General features: G+C 66.5%; 14 protein-coding genes. 10 read left to right on the forward strand and 4 right to left on the reverse strand.

Annotation, left to right across the window (positions count from 1 at the left end; genetic code table 11):
• Positions 1-4: 4 nt before the first annotated feature.
• Positions 5-1876 (reverse strand): lytic transglycosylase domain-containing protein, encoded by a 1872-nt coding sequence (locus AC3D24_RS17760; RefSeq protein ID WP_489032437.1) that lies wholly within the window; start codon positions 1874-1876, stop codon positions 5-7.
• A complete protein-coding gene (locus tag AC3D24_RS17765) occupies positions 1873-2643 on the reverse strand; it encodes a uracil-DNA glycosylase (RefSeq protein ID WP_489032438.1) in 771 nt (256 codons plus the stop codon). Before AC3D24_RS17765 ends, AC3D24_RS17760 begins: the two co-directional genes overlap by 4 nt.
• Before the next feature lie 138 nt (positions 2644-2781).
• Between AC3D24_RS17765 and AC3D24_RS17770 the strand changes: the two genes are divergently transcribed.
• From AC3D24_RS17770 to AC3D24_RS17795, 6 genes are all read left to right on the forward strand, one after another.
• A complete protein-coding gene (locus tag AC3D24_RS17770) occupies positions 2782-4443 on the forward strand; it encodes an electron transfer flavoprotein-ubiquinone oxidoreductase (protein ID WP_489032439.1) in 1662 nt (553 codons plus the stop codon).
• Positions 4444-4651: 208 nt separating this feature from the next.
• Positions 4652-5857, forward strand: a complete 1206-nt coding sequence (locus AC3D24_RS17775; RefSeq protein ID WP_489032440.1) for a tetratricopeptide repeat protein — start codon at positions 4652-4654, stop codon at positions 5855-5857.
• Between the two features lie 500 nt (positions 5858-6357).
• A complete protein-coding gene (locus AC3D24_RS17780; protein ID WP_489032441.1) occupies positions 6358-7272 on the forward strand; it encodes a 4-(cytidine 5'-diphospho)-2-C-methyl-D-erythritol kinase in 915 nt (304 codons plus the stop codon).
• Positions 7273-7672: 400 nt separating this feature from the next.
• Positions 7673-8746: a recombinase RecA gene (gene recA, locus AC3D24_RS17785; protein WP_128455473.1), complete on the forward strand. Its 1074-nt coding sequence runs from the start codon at positions 7673-7675 to the stop codon at positions 8744-8746.
• A 518-nt stretch (positions 8747-9264) separates the two neighbouring features.
• Positions 9265-10101, forward strand: coding sequence for a class I SAM-dependent methyltransferase (locus AC3D24_RS17790; protein WP_489032442.1), 837 nt, complete (start codon positions 9265-9267; stop codon positions 10099-10101).
• A gap of 15 nt (positions 10102-10116) precedes the next feature.
• Entirely contained in the window at positions 10117-10740 is a 624-nt protein-coding gene (locus tag AC3D24_RS17795; protein ID WP_489032443.1) for a glutathione S-transferase family protein, read from the forward strand.
• 231 nt (positions 10741-10971) lie between these two features.
• Here the strand turns inward: AC3D24_RS17795 and AC3D24_RS17800 are convergent, their stop codons facing one another.
• Complete coding sequence (locus AC3D24_RS17800) at positions 10972-12309, reverse strand: dicarboxylate/amino acid:cation symporter (protein ID WP_489032444.1); 1338 nt, start codon at positions 12307-12309, stop codon at positions 10972-10974.
• A gap of 71 nt (positions 12310-12380) precedes the next feature.
• On the opposite strand from AC3D24_RS17800, the gene AC3D24_RS17805 reads away from it, so the two are divergent.
• From AC3D24_RS17805 to alaS, 3 genes are all read left to right on the forward strand, one after another.
• Complete coding sequence (locus AC3D24_RS17805; RefSeq protein ID WP_489032445.1) at positions 12381-13658, forward strand: M24 family metallopeptidase; 1278 nt, start codon at positions 12381-12383, stop codon at positions 13656-13658.
• A 13-nt stretch (positions 13659-13671) separates the two neighbouring features.
• Positions 13672-14067 carry a hypothetical protein gene (locus tag AC3D24_RS17810; protein WP_489032446.1) on the forward strand — a complete coding sequence of 132 codons (396 nt, stop codon included), beginning with the start codon at positions 13672-13674 and terminating at the stop codon, positions 14065-14067.
• A 300-nt stretch (positions 14068-14367) separates the two neighbouring features.
• On the forward strand, positions 14368-17022 hold the full coding sequence (gene alaS, locus AC3D24_RS17815) for an alanine--tRNA ligase (protein WP_489032447.1): 2655 nt from the start codon (positions 14368-14370) through the stop codon (positions 17020-17022).
• A 269-nt stretch (positions 17023-17291) separates the two neighbouring features.
• Here alaS and AC3D24_RS17820 read toward each other — a convergent pair whose 3' ends face one another.
• Complete coding sequence (locus AC3D24_RS17820) at positions 17292-18938, reverse strand: thiamine pyrophosphate-binding protein (RefSeq protein ID WP_489032448.1); 1647 nt, start codon at positions 18936-18938, stop codon at positions 17292-17294.
• 91 nt (positions 18939-19029) lie between these two features.
• On the opposite strand from AC3D24_RS17820, the gene AC3D24_RS17825 reads away from it, so the two are divergent.
• Positions 19030-19929 carry an SMP-30/gluconolactonase/LRE family protein gene (locus AC3D24_RS17825; RefSeq protein WP_489032449.1) on the forward strand — a complete coding sequence of 300 codons (900 nt, stop codon included), beginning with the start codon at positions 19030-19032 and terminating at the stop codon, positions 19927-19929.
• Positions 19930-19985: the final 56 nt, after the last annotated feature.

Consider the following 19985-nt stretch of genomic DNA (forward strand, 5'->3'; position numbering starts at 1 on the left):
AAACTCAATCCGCGCGCGTGACGGTGGTGGAGCGTGGTCCGACGCTGGCGTTCACCGCGACCGTGGCATTCAAGGGCGCCGTGCTGGCCTGGTATTGCGTGTACGGCTTGGCCGCCATCCGCACCGCGGTCGCACCCGGAAGGCCGGGGAAGCGCGGCCACATGCCCTGCGCCAGCGCGTTGCGGCTGGTCGACGCCTTCTTGCCGCCCTGCGCCTCGTACATCCAGTAGTTGCGCAGCACGGTGGTCACGTAGCCGCGCGTTTCCCAATACGGGATGCTCTCGATATACATCAGCGGATCGCCGTTATCGCGGACGATCGCGTTCCAGTCGCCGACCGGGCGGGGACCCGCGTTGTACGCCGCGATCACCTTGGGCAGCAGCCCACCGGTCACGCCCGCCATGTCGCGCAGCCGCTCGAGATGACGCTGGCCGATATCCATGTTGGTCGACGGCTTGGTCAGCGCCTTCATGTCGATCGACGTGCCACGCTCGCGCGCGAAGTCGGTCGCGGCGGCGGGCATGATCTGCATCAGGCCATACGCACCGGCCGGGCTCTTCACGGTGTTGCGGAACCGCGATTCCTCGAGCGTGTGCGCGTAGACCAGCGCCTTGTCGATGTGCCAGCCGCTGTCGGGCGTCCAGTTCGGCGTCGGATAGCGTGCCTCGGCGGTCGAGGTGATTCCCTGCGGGCAGTTGTGCGCGAGGAACACGGTCGTCGCCGGCAGGCTGAGCGCATCGGCGACGCGGACCAGGTTGCCGAACTCGCGCGGGTCGCCGATCTTGGCCTGCTGGCGAATGACGGTATCGGCCAGATCGGTCTCGCCGACCTCGACCAGTGCGGCTGCGACGCGCACGTTGGGGCGTTTGCCGACGACCTTCCAGTCGCTCGCGACCAGCCCGCCGACCGACGTGCCCTTGTCCTTCATCGCCAATTGCTGGCGCGCGAGCTGGCCGTAGAAGCTCTCGCCGAACTGCGCCGCCGCCTTCAGTCGACCCTCGATCTTGTCGGGGCGCGAGCACACCATGTCTGCGCGCGACGCCCAGTACAAAGCCGCCGCCCGAAGATCGACATCGCCCGCGCGCGCCGCGACGCCCTCGAACCCGCTCTCGGCATTCGCACAGTCATTCTGCCGCCATGCCGACAGCGCGCCGACCCAGCGGCCCTGCACTGCCCAGTCGCCGACGCCGTCCTGCGCCTTCGCCGCCATCACGCGCGCGTTCACGTCGTCGCCTTGGAGAAAATAGATCCACGCGATCTTCTGCTGCCACTCGGTCAGCGCCTCGGCGGTGAGACCGGGCGTGCTATCCAACAGCGACTGCGCCTCGCGGCCCATGTCGGCCTTGACGTAGGGCTGCATCTTCAGCGCGAGATCGGCGGCGATCATGTCGCCCTTCAGGCTTTTCGCGCGGACGCGACGCGGCGCGCCATCCTGCCAGATCAGCCGCTGCGCGACCGGCAGCGGGGGCAGGCCGACCGCACCGCGCATCGAGGCGAGCCGCGAGATCTGCTCGGCCTCGGGGAGCTCGGGCGCCTCGTTCAGCAACGCTACCAAGGGCTCCATCTCGACCTTGGGCGAACCCTTGGCAGTATACATCTCGGCGCGCGCGATGGCGTGCAGCGGGCCGGGCTTCATCGTGTCGAGCTGGATCTGCGCGTCGGTCCACTTGCCGTCGCGAATCGCCGCGAACACGATCTTGTACGCCTCGCGCTGGCCCGCATCGAGCTGGTCCGGAATCTGCTCCAGCGTCGGCGCGCCGACCAGCTGCGTCGTTCCGAGCCGAGCATCGCCGCCGGGCTCGCCCGCAGCGGTTGCCGCGAGCGCAGGGAGGGGGAGGGCGCTCAAGCCCAATACGATAGCCAGAGTCCGAATCATTCCGCGCCCTTTTGCGACATCTGTCCGCCCATCAGCATCTGCAAATCCTTCCAGGCCTCGGCCTTGGCCGCCGGCTTCTCGATCAAGAACCGCGGATGGAAGCTCGCGACCACAGCCGTGGAACCAGTACCCGTTTGTGCGGTCTTATGGTTAAACCCGTGTAAACGCCCGCGCGCCGCCTGTAATTCCATCCCGAGGATGGCACGGCTCGCCGCATTGCCCAGCAGGAGCAACCGCTGCGGCGCCACCAACCCGATGTGATGCTTGGCGATTTCCGCGAGCCGCTCCTCGACATCGCTGTGGATCCGCCCCGCAGTTGGCCGTTTCGCGCAGACCGCGGCAAGGTGCACTTCGTCCCGCGTCAAACCGATCGCGGCGAGCATCTTGTCGAGCAACCGCCCCGACGCCCCGCTCAGCAACGCGCCCGCCCCACCATTATCGGGGCCGTCGTCGCGGTCGGGGCAATCGACAAGTACCATGACCGTAGCGTCAGCCGGGCCGATCGCCGTCAGCGAAACCCCGCTCCAGTCCGCTTCGGGAACCTCTGCACCACGCCGCCAGTTGAGGAAATCGGCAAGCAGAAGCGGCATTGCAGACGGCGCGACGACTGGCGCAACCGGCGTCGTGGCAGGCACGACAAGCGGCTCCGGCGTCGCGAACCAATCGCGCGGAACGTCGTCGACCAGCGTGTCGACGCCAGCCTCGTGCCACCAGTCGAGCGCACTCGCCGCTGTATTTCGCCAGTCGATGGTTTGGTCCGCCCCCACAGGGTAACCTATGCTGCACGGTTGACGTGGCGGTCAACTCGCGCAATCGCCATATTGGACAAGATGGTGCCGGCCCGAGCCCGAACGAAGGGTGGGGCATGAGCTGAGGCAAGAGGGGACATCCCCCGGGAGACGATGATGACGACACGTGAATCGATGCCGTACGACGTGGTGATCGTCGGCGCTGGCCCGGCCGGTCTCTCGGCAGCGATCCGCCTTAAACAGCTGGCCGCGGAGAAGGACGCCGAAATCAGCGTCTGCGTGCTCGAAAAGGGCTCCGAGGTCGGCGCCCATATCCTGTCCGGCGCGGTCATCGATCCCAAGAGCCTCGACGAGCTGCTGCCGAACTGGCGCGAGGACGGCTGCCCGCTCGCCGAAGTCCCGGTGACCGAGAACCACCACTGGATCCTCACCAAGACGAAGAAGAGCGAGATGCCGCACTTCGTCACGCCCTCGTTCATGCACAACAAGGGCACGTACACCGGCTCGCTCGGCAATCTGTGCCGCTGGCTCGCGGGCAAGGCGGAGGAGCTCGGCGTCGAGATCTTCCCGGGTTTCGCCGCGGCGGAAATCCTGTTCAACGACGACGGCTCGGTGAAGGGCGTCGCGACCGGCGACATGGGTGTCGCGCGCGACGGCACGCACAAGGGCGACTACACCCCCGGCCTCGAACTCCACGCGAAGTACACCTTCTTTTCCGAAGGCTGCCGCGGTCACCTGACGAAGGAACTGATCCGCAATTTCGCGCTCGACAAGGACAGCGATCCGCAGGTCTACGGCCTCGGCATCAAGGAACTGTGGGATATCGATCCCGAACTCCACGTCCCCGGCCGCGTCATCCACACGCAGGGCTGGCCGCTGACGGAAACCGAAGGCTCGAACGGCGGCGGCTGGATCTATCACCAGGCGAACGGCCAGGTCTCGATCGGCTTCGTCACGTGGCTGAACTACACCAACCCGCATCTCTCGCCGTTCCACGAGATGCAGCGCTGGAAGACGCATCCCGAGATCGCCGCGCTCCTCAAGGGCGCCAAGCGCGTCAGCTACGGCGCGCGCGCGATCAGCGACGGCGGGCTGCAGTCGATCCCCAAGCTCGTCATGCCCGGCGCCGCCCTTATCGGCGACAGCGCCGGCTTCCTCAACGTGCCCCGCATCAAGGGCACGCATACCGCGATGAAGTCCGGCATGATGGCCGCCGAAGCCGCGGTCGAGGCGATCGTCTCGCAGCGCGGCCACGACGAACTCGCCGCCTATCCCGAGGCGTTCGAGAAATCATGGGTGAAGAAGGAGCTCTCGGTCGTCCGCAACGTCGTGCCGCTGGTCAAGAAGTTCGGCGACCTGATCGGTTCGGGCCTCGCCGGCATCACGATGTGGCTCGAACATCTGGGGATCAAGGTGCCCTTCACGATGCACCACCATCCTGACCATGAGAGCCTCTGGCGCAAGGACCTCGTCAAGCCGATCGTCTACCCCAAGTCGGACGGCGTGCTGACGTTCGATCGCCTTTCGTCGGTGTTCATCTCGAACACCAACCACGAGGAGGACCAGCCGGTCCACCTGACGCTCAAGGATCCGGCGGTACCTATCTCGTACAACCTGCCGATGTACGACGAGCCCGCGCAACGCTATTGCCCAGCCGGCGTTTACGAGGTGGTGGGCGTCGAAGAGGGCGATCCAAAGTTCGTCATCAACGCGCAGAACTGCGTCCACTGCAAGACCTGCGACATCAAGGACCCCACCCAGAACATCAACTGGGTCGTACCCGAGGGCGGCGGAGGCCCGAATTATCCCAACATGTAAGCGTCTGTTTCTCGCACTAGGTCTCGTCGCGGCGGCTCCCGCCACGGCGGGAACGGGTGATCTCTCCGCCTATCTGAAGGCTCGTGCTGCGGACGCCGCAGGGCGACCGGATCTCGCTGCCGCCAGCTATGCCAAGGTACTCGCGGCCTCGCCCGACGATCCCATCGTCGCGATCCGCGCCTACCGCGAGGCGCTCAAGGCCGGGGATATGTCGCTCGCGACGCGCGCCGCCGCTGTGCTGACCAAGGCCGGCGTAGCGCCCGCAGATGCCGCGCTCTTCCCGCTCGCCGACGCTGCGCGCAAGGGCGACACGAAGGCCGCGAGCACTGCCATCGCCACGCTCTCCACCGGTCCACTCGTAGTCCTCGCGCCCTCGCTCTACGCTTGGGTCGCGCAGGCCGAAGGTCGCGACCCGGAACCCTCGCTCGCTACCGCCGCGAAGGATCCCGTCGCCAACCGCTTCGCCACCGAAACGCGCGCGCTGATCGCCGCCGCACCGCCCAGGCAACCGCTCGCGAGCGGCGTGTCGCACCTGCTGGCCCGCCTCGCCAGCGACCTCGCTGCCGGTGAGCCTTCGCCGCTCTCGATCGCCTTGACGCAAGCCGCCCTGCGCGCCGACCCAAGCTATGACCGCGCCCGCATCCTCCTCGCCGACGCGCTGGCCCGCATCAAGATCGTCGACCCCGCGCTCGCCGTCCTCGACGAGATCGACCTGAAAAGCCCGTTCGCCGCAGCCGCAGCCGCCGAACGCATCGACATCCTCGCCAACGCCGACCGCGACGGCGAAGCCCTCGCCGCCGCCAAGAACCGCGTCGACCAGCAGGGCGCCGCGCCCGCCGATTGGCAACGCTATGCCGATCTGCTCGTCACCACCGGGAACCCTGCCGAAGCCGCCATCTGGTACCAGCGCATCATCGCCGCCGACGGTGACAAGGGCGGCACTTGGGGGGCGTGGCTGCAATATGGCGGCGCGCTCGATCAGGCCGACCGCTGGCCCGAAGCCCGCGACGCACTCCAAAAAGCTGTCGCCCGCGGCCCCGCCCAACCACTCGCGCTGAACTACCTTGGCTTCGCGCAAGTCGAGCACGGCGACGACTTACCCGGCTCGATCAAGCTGCTCGAACGTGCCACCCGCCTCGATCCGACCAACGCCTCGATCACCGACTCGCTGGGCTGGGCCTACCACCTCTCCGGCGACACCGCCCGCGCGCTGCCCCTGCTCGATCGCGCATCGCAAGCCGACCCGACCAACGCTGAGATCGCCGACCACCTCGGCGACGCCTATTGGAGCGTCGGCCGTCAATACGAAGCGCGCTACGCCTGGCGCGCCGCGCTCCTGACCGCCGAACCAACAGAAACCGCCCGCCTAACCGCCAAGATCGCAGGCGGCCTCCCGGCCAACGCCCGCAGATAATCTCCTTCTCCTACCGGGACAGGGAGGGGCTCGTACCGAAGATGTGGGAAGGGTGAGGGTGACGCGTCACCGAAGTCCCGATCAGCCGCCTCCTCCCAACACCCGTCACTCCAGCGAAAGCTTGGGTCTCCCACGAGGCACGCAACGCCCGCCAAACCACGAGATCCCAGCGTCCGCTGGGATGACGGGCGGTTCGTGGCCAAGCCGCCCTGCAACGCCAACGATCCCCCCGATCGACGCCCGCCGCCAGCAAAAACGCTTTCGTCCAAGCTACGCCGCCACTCCAACGACGACACGCCGGCACCGACACGCCCGCATCGTCACGTCGCACACTGTCACGCCCCACGCTCCATGCCCCAGGCCGTCACCCCAGCGAAAGCTGGGGTCTCCCACGAGGTACGCAACGCCCGCCAAACCACGAGATCCCAGCGTCCGCTGGGATGACGGGCGGTTTGTGGCTAAGCCGCCCTGCAACGCCGAGCCCAAACCCGAGACACACGATGCCCGCCACCACAGAATCCGCCCCAGCGAAAATCAACCTGGCACTCCACGTCCGCCACCGTCGCCCCGACGGCTATCACGAGCTCGAAACCCTCTTCGCCTTCGCCACCGACGGCGACCTCGTCACGGTAGAACCCGCCCAAACCAACAGCTTCACCATAACCGGCCCCTTCGCAGCCGCACTTATCCCACCCCAAACCACCACCCCGGCGAAGGCCGGGGCCCAGTTGGGAGCCGACACTGATGCACCAAACGCCACCCCGGGCAACGCCCCCTGGAACGGCAATCTCGTAACCGCCGCAGCCGACGCCTTCACCGCCACATTCGCGCCGAACACCTACCACGCGCTGACCCTCGAAAAGCACCTCCCGATCGCCTCGGGCATAGGCGGAGGCTCGGCCGACGCCGCCGCCACCCTGCGCGCGCTAGCCCGCCTCCACGCCGTCGCTCCAACCGACCCCCGCCTCCACGAAATCGCCGCAAAGCTCGGTGCGGACGTCCCCGCCTGCCTGGCCAACCGCACCACGCTCGGCACCGGGAAAGGCGACACCCTGACCAACCTCGAAGGCCTAACCGGCAAGCCGCTCCTGCTCGTCAACCCGGGCGTAGCTGTCTCCACAGCCGCGGTTTTCAACGCCTGGGACGGCCAGGATCGAGGCCCGATCCCCAAAGGCGACCTGCTCGACCGCGCGAAAGGCGGCCGCAACGACCTCGAACCCCCCGCGCAGGCGCTCGCGCCCGTCATAGCCGAAGTCCGCACGCTCCTCGACGCAGCAGAAGGCGTCCTCCTGTCGAGAATGTCCGGCTCCGGCGCCACCTGCTTCGCCCTCTTCGACTCTGTCGAAGCGAGAGACGTCGCGGCAACCGCGGCCAAGACACAAGGCTGGTGGACACTCGCAACGAAGCTTGCCTGAGTTCCGCCAAAAACCCGTATACGGATCAACGCCCCCAAGCCCCGGCATACTGACAAAAGTCAGGATCAGAGCCGCAAACGGCTCCATGCGTACGATGCGTTCTCGACACCGTACAGGGGGCGATCCATGCCACCTCTGCATCAACTCGAACCGATATCGACCAGACTCTGCCGAACCCAACCCTCATGCCGGAGTCGTTCCGCATCCACCCCGCCGCGAACCCACGCTGGCTGCGTATGCGGACGGGGTAGATGTCGGAACGGGTCCGGCAGGACCGAAGCGCGCCTGTCTTTTCCCACAAACCCGATGTTCCGCTCTTGTTCCGGAAGAACAAAGAGAATACATGGTGTTTGAAGCGTTGAATGGCACGCGCGCTTGCTTTAGCGATGGGAGCTTATCAATGGCCGCTAATCTGAAAGTGATCGACACCGGCATGGCAACCGCAACCAACGACCGCCAGAAGGCGCTCGACGCCGCGCTCGCGCAGATCGACCGCGCGTTCGGCAAGGGCTCGGCGATGCGCCTGGGCTCGAAGGAAACCATGCAGGTCGAGGTCATCTCGACCGGCTCGCTCGGGCTCGATATCGCACTCGGCGTCGGCGGCCTGCCGCGCGGCCGCGTGATCGAGATCTACGGTCCGGAAAGCTCGGGCAAGACCACGCTCGCGCTCCACGTGATCGCCGAAGCGCAGAAGGGCGGCGGCACCGCGGCGTTCGTCGATGCCGAGCACGCGCTCGACCCGGTCTACGCCAAGAAGCTCGGCGTCAACATCGACGAGCTGATCGTGTCGCAGCCAGACACCGGCGAGCAGGCGCTCGAGATCGTCGACACGCTGGTCCGCTCGAACGCGATCGACGTGCTCGTGGTCGATTCGGTTGCAGCCCTCGTGCCGCGCGCCGAAATCGAGGGCGAGATGGGCGACAGCCATGTGGGTCTCCAGGCGCGCCTGATGTCGCAGTCGTTGCGCAAGCTCACCGGCTCGATCAGCCGTTCGCGCTGCATGGTGATCTTCATCAACCAGCTCCGCATGAAGATCGGCGTCATGTACGGCAATCCGGAAACGACGACGGGCGGCAACGCGCTGAAGTTCTACGCCTCGGTCCGCCTCGACATCCGCCGTATCGGCGCGATCAAGGCGGGCGAAGAGGTCACCGGCAACCAGACGCGCGTAAAGGTCGTCAAGAACAAGGTCGCCCCGCCGTTCAAGCAGGTCGAGTTCGACATTATGTACGGGCAGGGCGTCTCCAAGCTCGGCGAGATCCTCGATCTCGGCGTGAAGGCCGGGCTGGTCGAGAAGTCGGGCGCGTGGTTCAGCTATGACAGCGTCCGTCTCGGTCAGGGTCGTGAGAACTCGAAGACCTTCCTCAAGGACAACCCCGAAACCGCCGACCGTCTCGAGAAGCAGATCCGCGCGCGCACCGACAAGGTCGCCGAGGAAATGATGGCCGGCCCCGACGCCGAAGACGACGCATAAGGCTCCTCCTCCTTTTTCCTAAGGGGGAGAGGGAGGGGCCCATTGCCCTCGCAATGGGAGGTGAGGGCATGCGGCGGATGGTGCAGGCGGCGTGGCGGCAACGGGATTGCATCGGCGTCAGCATCGGCTTCGCACCGACATCGGATTTCTACGTAGGCACCGCACCGCCGCTCCCCAACACTCCACCCCGGCGAAGGCCGGGGCCCAATTGGAAAGGTGGCAATAACGAAGCGCGATCTTTCGTTACGATCATCCCTCAACTGGGCCCGGCTTCCGCCGTGGTGGCTGCTCCTACCGATCAACAACCCCCGCCACCTTGTTCTCCCGCGAAGGCGGGAGCCCAGTCTGGATCCCCGCCTTCGCGGGGAAACAAGAAAGCGCAGACTGCCGCGGAAAAATAGCGCAACAGTCGCGGCGAAGCGTCCAAATACCCAACGCTAAACCCTCGCGAGCGTCTATACTTCCTATACTTCACTCCAAACCGCCGCCCCCGATCCGACCATGAGGCACCCCGACCCATGACCACCGCCTACGACTGGACCGGTAGAATAGGCGACGTCTGGGCCGAGGAATGGCGCCGAACCGACCGCAGCTTCACCAACCTGACGCCGCGCCTCAACGCCGCGATCCTCGCCGCCGCCGTTCCCCAAACCCGCAAGATCATCGACATAGGCTGCGGCGCTGGCGCGACCACGCTCGCCACGGCGCATGCCCTTCCGAACGCGACCATAACCGGCATCGATCTCTCGCCAAATCTGATCGAGATCGCCAAGCACCGCAGCGAAACCCAAACCAACGCCTGCTTCGAATGCGCCGACATCACCATCGCCGCCCCGAACCACGCCCCAACAGACCTCTACGTCTCGCGCCACGGCGTCATGTTCTTCGCCGATCCCATCGCCGCCTTCGCCACGCTCGCCGAAGCCGCCGCCCCCGACGCCGCGCTCGTCTTCTCCTGTTTCGCCGAACGCACCGCAAACCGCTGGGCCACCGAGATCGTCACTGCAACCGGCGGCGACGCAGACGCTCCGGTGTCCACCTCGCCCGGCCCATTCGCCTTTGCTGACCCAAGCCATGTCGCCGCGATCCTGCAAAACTCAGGCTGGCATGCTGTACTACCCCGACGCGTCGACTTCACCTACCGCGCAGGCGAGGCCGCCGACCCCGTAACCGACGCAGTCGACTATTTTCGCCGCATTGGCCCCGCCGCATCCGCAATTCGCGACGCCGCCCCCGAGGAACGCGAGCGCCACATCGCGCGTCTCACCCAGGTCTGCGACCGGTACCGAAACGGCGACACGGTGGAATTCCCCGCCGCCGCCTGGATCTGGACCGCGCGCAAATCGGCCGAATAAAACAGGGGAGCCCGCATGATCATCGTCCACCACCTCGAAAACTCGCGATCGCAGCGGATCCTGTGGATGCTCGAGGAACTTGACCTCCCCTACGAAATCAAGCGCTACGAGCGGAACACGCAGACCATGCTCGCCCCGCCCGAACTCAAGAAGGTGCATCCGCTCGGGAAGTCGCCGGTGATCGAGGACGACGGTCAGGTAGTCGCCGAAACCGGCGCAATCGTCGAATATTTGGTCGACAAGGCGGACGGCAAGCTTGGCGCCCCCGCGAACCGCGCCGATGCGCTCCGCTACCGTTTCTGGCTGCATTATGCGGAAGGTTCGATGATGCCGCCACTGCTCTTGAAGCTCGTCCTCGCGCGCATCCCGCTCATGGGCAAGGTGGCGGTGAAGAAGATCCAGCCGATGATCGACGTCCACCTCGACTATGTCGAATCCGAACTGTCGCAGCGCCCCTGGTTCGCGGGTGCGGAGATGACCGCCGCCGACATCATGATGAGCTTTCCGTTGGAGGCGGCGCGGAGCCGCGGTGGACTGAACGAGTCCCGCCCCGCGACGATCGCCTGGCTGGCAAAGGTCCACGCACGACCCGCGTATCAGGCTGGCCTCAAGAAGGGCGGACCCTACGCCTACGCTTGAGGGCTGCGGATCAAAAAACCGCATCGAGGCTGAGAACGCAACCTTCCCCTGAACACCACCCCGGCGAAGGCCGGGGCCCAGTTGGAAAGGTCGAAATAACGGGGCGCTACGGTTATCACCGACGTCCCCCCAACTGGACCCCGGCCTTCGCCGGGGCGGTACTTCTATATTAAACCGCCAGCGTAAAAGGAAGTTTTTGGGACGTCATCGACCCGACATCGCCACTCGACCTCAGGCCTGCCCCGGCCCGATCTTCTCATAACTATCCACATCCACCTTCGGCCCATGCCCGGTCGGCGCATGCGGGAAATCCCGATCGGCCGGCTCGCGCTCGTCGAGCCCGCCCTCCCATTTCGCGACCACGGTCGCCGCCACCGCATTGCCGATCACGTTGGTCGCCGACCGCCCCATGTCGAGGAAGTGATCCACCGCCAGGATCAGCAAAATCCCCGCCTCCGGGATCTTGAACATCGACAGCGTCCCCGCGATCACCACCAGCGACGCGCGAGGGACCCCCGCAATCCCCTTCGACGTCACCATCAGCACCAGCAGCATCGCGATCTGCTGCCCGATCGGCATGTGGATGCCGTACGCCTGCGCGATGAACAGCGACGCGAACGTCATGTACATCATCGACCCGTCGAGATTGAACGAATAGCCCAGCGGCAGCACGAAGCTCGCGATCCGCGGCGGCACGCCGAACCGGTCGAGCGCCTCCAGCGTCCGCGGATATGCCGCCTCGGACGATGCCGCCGAGAACGCCAGGATCAGCGGATCGCGGATATACCGCACCAGCAACCGCGTCCGCGGCCCGATCAGCAGGAACGCGATCCCGATCAGCATCGCCCACAGCAGCGCAAGGCCGATATAGAAGGTCAGCATGAAATAGCCCAGCTGCCCGAGGATGGTCGGCCCCCGTTCAGCCAGCGTCGCGGTCACCGCCGCGAACACCGCGAACGGCGCGAACCGCATCACGTAGTTGGTGATCTGGAGCATCACCGCGACCAGCGCTTCTATCGCCTTGACCAGCGGCGCGGCCTTCTCGCCGACCGCGGTAATCGCGACGCCGACGAAGACGGAGAACACGACGATCTGCAAAATCTCGTTGCTCGCCATCGCCGCGATCATCGAATCCGGCACGATATGCGAGATGAACTTGGCGAGATCGAACGCCGCGGCATCGACCCCGCTCGACGCGGTCGCCGGCGGGATCGCGAGTTCAAGGCCGACCCCCGGCTGCAACACGTTGACGAGGATCATGCCCAAAGTGAGCGACAACAGGCTCGCGCAGATGAACCAGCCGAGGCTGCGCAGTCCGACCCGCCCCAGCGCGCCGGTATCCCCCATATGCGCGATGCCCACGACCAAGGTCGAGAACACAAGCGGCGCGATGATCATCTTGATCAGTCGCAGGAACAGCGACGTCACGATCGAGAAATAGCTCGCGATGTCCTTCAACTGCGCGGCGGATTCAGGCGTGCCGTTGTCGATCGAGGCGTTGAGGACCCAGCCGACGACCATCCCCGCGACGAGGCCGAACAAGATGTAATAGGTTAGCCGCTTGGCCATTAATCGCTCCCGAGAAGTGCGAACAGGGAAGGGGATTGCGGCGCCCGGGTCAAGGACCCTATCGTCCGGCAATGTCGACCGCACGCCACAAGCCCGCCTTCAGCCCCTCGCGCCGCGACCTGCTGAGCCTCGCCATCGCGGCGCCGCTGCTGTCGACCACGGCGATCCTCCGCGCCGCCGAGCCCGACCTGTCGGCGCTGTCCGACATCACCGGTGCGACCAGGCCGATCGATGCCACCGAACGCGCCGCGCGGCTGGTCCGCGCGCAATCGCTGATGAAGGCGGCGGGCATCGGCGCAGTGCTGATCGAGCCCGGATCGTCGATGATCTACTTCACCGGCGTCCGCTGGCACACGAGCGAGCGGCTCACGCTGGCGATCCTGCCGGTCGAGGGCGAACCGTGCATCGTCACGCCGTTCTTCGAAGAGCCATCGGTGCGCGAGACACTCGCCGTTCCCGCCGAGGTGCGCGTCTGGCAGGAGGACGAGAACCCGCTGACCATAGTCGCCGGGTTCCTGCGCGACCGGAAACTCGCCACGCGGCCGATCGGGCTGGAGGCGGAGGTGCGCTACTTCGCCTATGCCGGTCTCCAGCGGGTGCTGCCCGATGCGAAGATCGTGTCCGCCAACCCCGTCGTCCGCGCCTGCCGGATGATCAAGACTCCAGCCGAGATCGCGCTGATGCAGGCGGCGACAGAGGTCACGCTCGCCGCGTATCGCTGGACCAAGCCGCGCGTCGAGAAGGGCATGACCGGCCCCGAGATCGGCGCGCTGATGAACGCCGCGACCCGCAAGCTTGGCGGCGCCCCCGAGTTCGCGCTCGCGCTGATCGGCGAAGCGTCCGCCTATCCGCACGGCAGCCGCGAGATCCACCGCGTCGCCGACGGTCAGGTCGTGCTGATGGACTGCGGCTGCACCGTGCAGGGCTATCAATCCGACATATCGCGCACCTGGGTCCACGGCGCGGCGACCGTTGACCAGCGCAAGACCTGGGACCAGGTCGCCCGCGGCCAGCAGATCGCGTTCGCCGCCGCGAAGATCGGTGTAGCCGCGGGCAGCGTCGATGACGCCGTCCGCCGGCATTATGAAACGCTAGGCTACGGGCCGGGCTACAAGCTCCCCGGCCTGTCGCACCGGACCGGCCACGGCATCGGCATGGACGGCCACGAACCGGTCAACCTCGTCCGCGGCGAGGCGACGAAGCTGGCGGCGGGGATGTGCTTCTCCGACGAACCCGGCATCTACATCCCTGGCAGATACGGTGTGCGCATCGAGGATTGCTTCCATATGACCGATGCCGGGCCGAAATGGTTCAGCGAACCGCCCAAGTCGCTCGACGCGCCGCTTTGAGGAAAGGGACGACATGAAGCCGCACGCTGCTATCGCGATGATCCTGTTGCTCGGGGCGAGTGCGCCGCCCGGTCAGAAGGCGACGCCCCCGCGCCCGCCGATACGCGTCGGCACCTGCGCCTTCACGACGGTCAGCCTCGTAAGCCAGCGGCTTGAAGACAATGGTCGTCCGGTTCCCGACTCCGGAACGAGCATCACCCTGAAGAACGGCGTCTACGGCGTCTCTTATGATCAGGTCGCGGCTGCCCAGCACGCGCGCGTCGGCGACCGCGTCATGACCTGCCTCGCCAAGCTGCCGACGCACTGCCCGCCGGGCGACCAGCGCGGCAAGTGGTACACGACCACCAATCTGCGTACCTACGAGTCTTGGACGCTGCCGGATGCGGAGCATATGTGTGGCGGTGCGTGATTGGCCTGCCACCAATCTCGACCACCCCGGCGAAGGCCGGGGCCCAATTGGGGGACCAGGGTAACGAAGCACTGCGCTCCATTATTTCCACCTTTCCAATTGGGCCCCGGCCTCCGCCGGGGTGGTGCGCGCTGACCCGAACGGCCGCATCCGCTTCTTTGTTCTCCCGCGAAGGCGGGAGCCCAGTCTGGGTCCCCGCCTTCGCGGGGAAACAAGCGTGCTTCGTTCCAAGTGGATACGTCCGAGCCTCCTCGCACACCCGACTTGAGCGAACCGCCCCGCTCGCCTAAGTCCCCGCGCATGACATCGACGAACGACATCCGCCGCGGCTTCCTCGACTATTTCGGATCGCAGGGGCACCAGATCGTGCCCAGCGCACCGCTCGTGCCGCAGAACGACCCGACGCTGATGTTCGTCAACGCGGGGATGGTGCCGTTCAAGAACGTCTTCACCGGCCTCGAATCGCGCCCCTACACCACCGCGACCTCGTCGCAGAAATGCGTCCGCGCCGGCGGCAAGCACAATGATCTCGACAATGTCGGCTACACCGCGCGCCACCACACGTTCTTCGAAATGCTCGGCAATTTCTCGTTCGGCGATTATTTCAAGGAACAGGCGATCGTCCACGCCTGGACTTTGCTCACGCGCGAATGGGGCCTGTCACCCGACAAGCTGACCGCCACCGTCTACCACACCGACGACGAGGCGTTCGACCTCTGGAAGAAGATCGCCGGCCTCCCCGATCACCGCATCATCCGGATCCCGACCAAGGACAATTTCTGGTCGATGGGTGACAACGGGCCGTGCGGGCCGTGCTCGGAGATCTTCTACGACCACGGCGACCACATCTTCGGCGGCCCTCCCGGCAGCCCCGACGAGGATGGCGATCGCTTCGTCGAGATCTGGAACCTCGTGTTCATGCAATACGAGCAGGAGAATGCCGAGATCGTCGGCAACCTGCCGAAACCGTCGATCGACACAGGCATGGGGCTCGAGCGCATCGCGGCGGTCATGCAGGGCGTTACCGACAATTACGACACCGACACGTTCAAGGCGCTGATCGCAGCCTCGGGCGCGCTGACGCACACCGCGACTGACGGCGCCAACACCGCCAGCCACCGCGTGATCGCCGATCACCTGCGCACCGCCGGCTTCCTCATCGCGGACGGCGTACTGCCCGCGAGCGAGGGCCGCGGCTATGTCCTGCGCCGGATCATGCGCCGCGCGATGCGTCACGCGCACATCCTCGGCGCCAAGCAGCCGCTGATGCACCGGCTGGTCCCCGCGCTCGTTACCGAGATGGGCGCCGCCTATCCCGAACTGTCGCGCGCACGCCCGCTGATCGAGGCGACGTTGCAGCAGGAGGAGACGCGCTTTCGCCAGACGCTCGACAAGGGGCTGAAGCTGCTCGACGAAGCGACCGCGGACATGACCGATGGCACGCTCGCCGGCGACGTCGCGTTCAAGCTCTACGACACCTACGGCTTCCCGTACGACCTGACCGAGGACGCGCTGCGCGAACGCAACATCGCGGTCGACCGCGCTGGCTTCGACACCGCGATGGCCGAGCAGAAGCGCGCCGCCCGCGCCGCCTGGAAGGGCTCGGGCGCGAAGGCCTCGGACGACATCTGGTTCGACATCGTCGAGCAGACCGGCGGTACGGAGTTCCTCGGCTACGCGTCCGATACGGGCGAGGGCGAGGTTGTCGCGCTGGTCAAGGACGGCGCGCGCGTCGACCACGCCACCACCGGCGATACGGTAGCAATCGTCGTCAACCAGACACCCTTCTATGGCGAGAGCGGCGGGCAGGTCGGCGACGCGGGCCACATCTCCAACGACAGTGGCCTGCGCGCGAACGTCACCGAGACGTCGAAGCAACTCGGCCGCGTGTTCGTCCACCATGCGATCGTAAGCGCCGGCGAGATCAAGGTCGGCGACCCGGTCAAGCTCCAGATCGACGTCGCCCGCCGCGCGCAGATTCGCGCCAACCACTCCGCGACGCACCTGCTGCACGAAGCGTTGCGTGAGCGTCTCGGCACGCACGTCGCGCAGAAGGGTAGCCTCGTCGCACCCGACCGCCTGCGCTTCGACTTCTCGCAGCCGGTCGCGATGACCCCCGCCGACATCGCGCAGGTCGAGGCCGACGTGAACGCGCAGGTCCGCGGCAACGGCGCGGTGACGACCCTGCTGATGACTCCCGACGACGCGATCGCGATGGGCGCAATGGCGCTGTTCGGCGAGAAATACGGCGACGAAGTCCGCGTCGTGTCGATGGGCTCGCAGGATGACGGCAAGACGTATTCGATCGAGCTGTGTGGCGGCACGCACGTCACTGCGCTCGGCGATATCGGCCTGTTCAAGGTGGTCGGCGAAGGCGCGGTCTCCAGCGGCATCCGTCGCGTCGAGGCACTGACCGGGGAAGCGGCCCGCGCGTACCTGACCAGCCGCGACGATCGCCTGCGCGAAGCCGCGGCGGTGTTGAAGTCGACCCCCGACGAGGTCCCGGCGCGTGTCGCGTCTTTGCTCGAAGACCGCCGCCGCCTCGAACGCGAACTCGCCGACGCGAAGAAGGCGCTGGCACTTGGCGGCGGTCGTTCGGGCGAAGCGGCTGGCCCCGAACAGGTCGGCGGCGTCGCGTTCATCGGCCAGGTGCTCAGCGACTTCGAAGCCAAGGGCCTGCGCGGCGCGGTCGACGAAGCCAAGCAGCGTCTCGGCTCGGGCATCGCGGTGATGGTAGCGATCAACGACGGCCGCGCCTCGGTTGCGGTAGGCGTCACGGCGGATCTGGTAGCGAGCCATAACGCGGTAGACCTGCTCAAGATCGCGGTGGCCACGCTAGGCGGGCAGGGCGGCGGCGGCCGCCCCGACATGGCGCAAGGCGGTGGCCCCGATGGCGACAAGGCTGCGGAAGCAGTCGCGGCAGTGCGGGCAAAGCTGGAGGCGGCGGGCGCCTGAAGCTCGCCGGACGTCGCATCCCAAACGGTGTTCCCCCGCGGACGCGGGGGCCCAGCTAAGTACCGCTAGCGACCTTGGCTTCTGGACCCCCGCCTTCGCGGGGGAACGGTAGATAGCGCAGTGAGATTACCTCCACCCCGGCGAAGGCCGGGGCCCAGTTGGCACGTCCGGAGTAACGGAGGACGGTGCGTCGTTACTGCCGTCCCCCAACTGGGCCCCGGCCTCCGCCGGGGTGGTATTTCTTTTGCGGGGCTTAATCGGGGCGAGGCTCACGCCGCCCCACGCACCTTCGCCAGCGTAGTCCCGGCAGTAATCGCCTCGATGTCCGTCACCACATGCAGCAACCTGACCCCAGACCGAGACATCGCCCGCTCCAGCGCCCCCGCAAAATCCTCGGTCCGCTCGACAGTCTCAGCCCAACACCCATAAGCCCGCCCCAGCGCAGCAAAGTCCGGGTTCCGCAACCCAGTCCCCGAAACCCGCCCCGGATACTCGCGCTCCTGATGCATCCGGATCGTGCCGTACCCACCATTATCCACCACCAGCACCAACATGTCCGCGCCATGCGCAACCGCGGTCGCCAGTTCCTGCCCGTTCATCAAGAAACACCCGTCGCCCGCGAGCGCAACCACCGTCCGCTCCGGATGCCGCAACGACGCAGCAACCGCCGCCGGCACCCCATACCCCATAGCTCCCGCAGTCGGCGCAAGCTGCGTACCCGGCCCGGCATACGCCCAGTACCGATGCCACCAGCCCGAGTAATTCCCCGCCCCGTTGCAGATGATCGCATCCGCCGGCAGCCGCTCACGCATCGCCGTTACGCACGGCCCAAGGTCCATCACCAGATCGCGCGGGCTCGGCGTCGACCAAGTCAGCCACTCCGTATGGGCCTCCGCCCCGGCAGTACGCGGCGGCAAATCGACCACCAGCAACGCCTCGGCAAACTCCGCCATCCCCGCACACACCGCGACATCCGCGCGGTAGGCCCGATGCAACTCATCCGGATCGGGATGGACATGGATCAGCCGCTGTCCCGGATGATCGGGCGTGATCAGCGCGTAGCCATCGGTCGTCGCCTCTCCCAGTCGCGGCCCGACCACCAGCAACAGGTCCGCTGCCTTCACCCGCTCGACCAGCTTCGGATTGGGCCCATACCCCAAATTCCCAGCCCAAACCGGGCAGTCGTTCGGAACAGCATCCTGCCGGCGAAACGCCGCCGCCACCGGGATCCCGTTACGATCCGCCCAAGTCGAGAATGCCCCCGACGCCGCCACATCCCAGCCGGCCCCCCCGACGATCGCCACCGGCCGCTCGGCCGTCGTCAGCAAATCCGCGAGCAGGTCCATCGTATCGGCATCACACCCTTGCGCTACCCGCTCGACCCGCGGCCGATCGACCGCGTCGACCACATCCAGCAGCATATCCTCGGGCAGCGCGAGCACCACCGGTCCCGGCCGTCCCGAAATCGCGGTCGCATAGGCCCGCGCGACATATTCCGGGATCCGCCGCGCATCGTCGATCCGCGCCGCCCATTTCGCGATCGGTGCGAACATCGCCTGGAAATCGATCTCCTGGAACGCCTCGCGGTCACGCGTCCCGCGGTCGATATCGCCCACGAACAGGATCATCGGCTGCGAATCCTGCATAGCGACATGCACGCCGATCGACGCGTTGGTCGCGCCCGGCCCGCGGGTAACGAACGCCACCCCCGGCCGGTGCGTCAGCGTCCCGTCCGCGCACGCCATGAATCCGACGCCGCCCTCCTGCCGACACACCACGAGGTCGATCGCTGGCGTATCGTGCAGCGCGTCGAGCACGGCGAGGAAACTCTCCCCCGGCACGGTGAAAATCCGGTCGCAGCCCTGCGCGACGAGTTGGTCGACCAGGATACGGCCGCCGGTGCGTGGTGTGATCATCGGTGCATCCTGCCGTCCGTTGTGCACGAAGTCGAGAAACGGTTACGCTGGCATCGAAGCCGGGACCAACCCGACTCGCCCGGAGAGGATCATGACAGACTTCACCACCATCGCCGACGGCCTGCGCTTTCCCGAGGGCCCGGTCGCGATGCCGGACGGCAGCGTCATCCTCGTCGAGATCGAGGCCGGTCGCATCACCCGCATAGCTCCCGACGGCACGAAAACGACGGTCGCCGAACCCGGCGGCGGTCCCAACGGCCTCGCGCTCGGCCCCGACGGCAAGCTCTATTGCTGCAACAATGGCGGCTTCGTGTGGCGCGAGACGAATGGCTTCCTAATCCCGCACGGCCAGCCGGACGACTATTCGGGCGGCCGTATCGAGCGGATCGACATCGCCACCGGCGCGATCGAGACGCTCTACAAGGATGGCGATTTCGGCTGCTCCCTGCGCGGACCCAACGACATCGTCTTCGATTCGCACGGTGGCTTCTGGTTCACCGACCACGGCAAATCACGCGACCGTGAGCGCGACATCACCGGCATCTTCTACGCGAAAGCCGACGGGACCCAGCTCGAGGAAGTGATCTTCCCCAGCGAAAACCCGAACGGCATCGGCCTCTCCCCCGACGGCACGCGGCTATATGCGGCGGAGACCTTCACCTGCCGCCTGATGGCGTTCGACATCGTCGCACCCGGCAAGGTCGCCAGCGCTGCGGGCACGCCGCTCTACCGCCCGGCCGGTTACAAGTTCTTCGATTCGCTCGGCGTCGAGGCGTGCGGCAACATCTGCGTCGCGACGATCGGCGAATGCGGGATCAGCGTGATCTCGCCGGCGGGGGAGCTGGTCGAGTTCGTCGCCACCGACGACGTGTTCACGACCAACATCTGCTGGGGCGGCGCGGACATGATGGATGCGTACATCACCTGCTCGGGCAGCGGTCGGTTGGTGAAGACCCGGTGGAAGCGGCCAGGGTTGAAGCTGGCGTACTGAAGCTACTGTATCCTCCCCCGCCAGGGGGAGGTGGCTGGCACTTGCCAGACGGAGGG

This window comes from Sphingomonas sp. SL1004 (assembly GCF_057815015.1).

Bases quoted from the DNA above. Each gene is read 5' to 3' on its own strand.
- AC3D24_RS17760 (WP_489032437.1), bottom strand. From the start codon at position 1,876: ATGATTCGGACTCTGGCTATCGTATTGGGCTTGAGCGCCCTCCCCCTC.
- AC3D24_RS17770 (WP_489032439.1), top strand. From the start codon at position 2,782: ATGACGACACGTGAATCGATGCCGTACGACGTGGTGATCGTCGGCGCT.
- AC3D24_RS17775 (WP_489032440.1), top strand. From the start codon at position 4,652: ATGTCGCTCGCGACGCGCGCCGCCGCTGTGCTGACCAAGGCCGGCGTA.
- AC3D24_RS17780 (WP_489032441.1), top strand. From the start codon at position 6,358: ATGCCCGCCACCACAGAATCCGCCCCAGCGAAAATCAACCTGGCACTC.
- recA (WP_128455473.1), top strand. From the start codon at position 7,673: ATGGCCGCTAATCTGAAAGTGATCGACACCGGCATGGCAACCGCAACC.
- AC3D24_RS17790 (WP_489032442.1), top strand. From the start codon at position 9,265: ATGACCACCGCCTACGACTGGACCGGTAGAATAGGCGACGTCTGGGCC.
- AC3D24_RS17795 (WP_489032443.1), top strand. From the start codon at position 10,117: ATGATCATCGTCCACCACCTCGAAAACTCGCGATCGCAGCGGATCCTG.
- AC3D24_RS17800 (WP_489032444.1), bottom strand. From the start codon at position 12,309: ATGGCCAAGCGGCTAACCTATTACATCTTGTTCGGCCTCGTCGCGGGG.
- AC3D24_RS17805 (WP_489032445.1), top strand. From the start codon at position 12,381: ATGTCGACCGCACGCCACAAGCCCGCCTTCAGCCCCTCGCGCCGCGAC.
- AC3D24_RS17810 (WP_489032446.1), top strand. From the start codon at position 13,672: ATGAAGCCGCACGCTGCTATCGCGATGATCCTGTTGCTCGGGGCGAGT.
- alaS (WP_489032447.1), top strand. From the start codon at position 14,368: ATGACATCGACGAACGACATCCGCCGCGGCTTCCTCGACTATTTCGGA.
- AC3D24_RS17820 (WP_489032448.1), bottom strand. From the start codon at position 18,938: ATGATCACACCACGCACCGGCGGCCGTATCCTGGTCGACCAACTCGTC.
- AC3D24_RS17825 (WP_489032449.1), top strand. From the start codon at position 19,030: ATGACAGACTTCACCACCATCGCCGACGGCCTGCGCTTTCCCGAGGGC.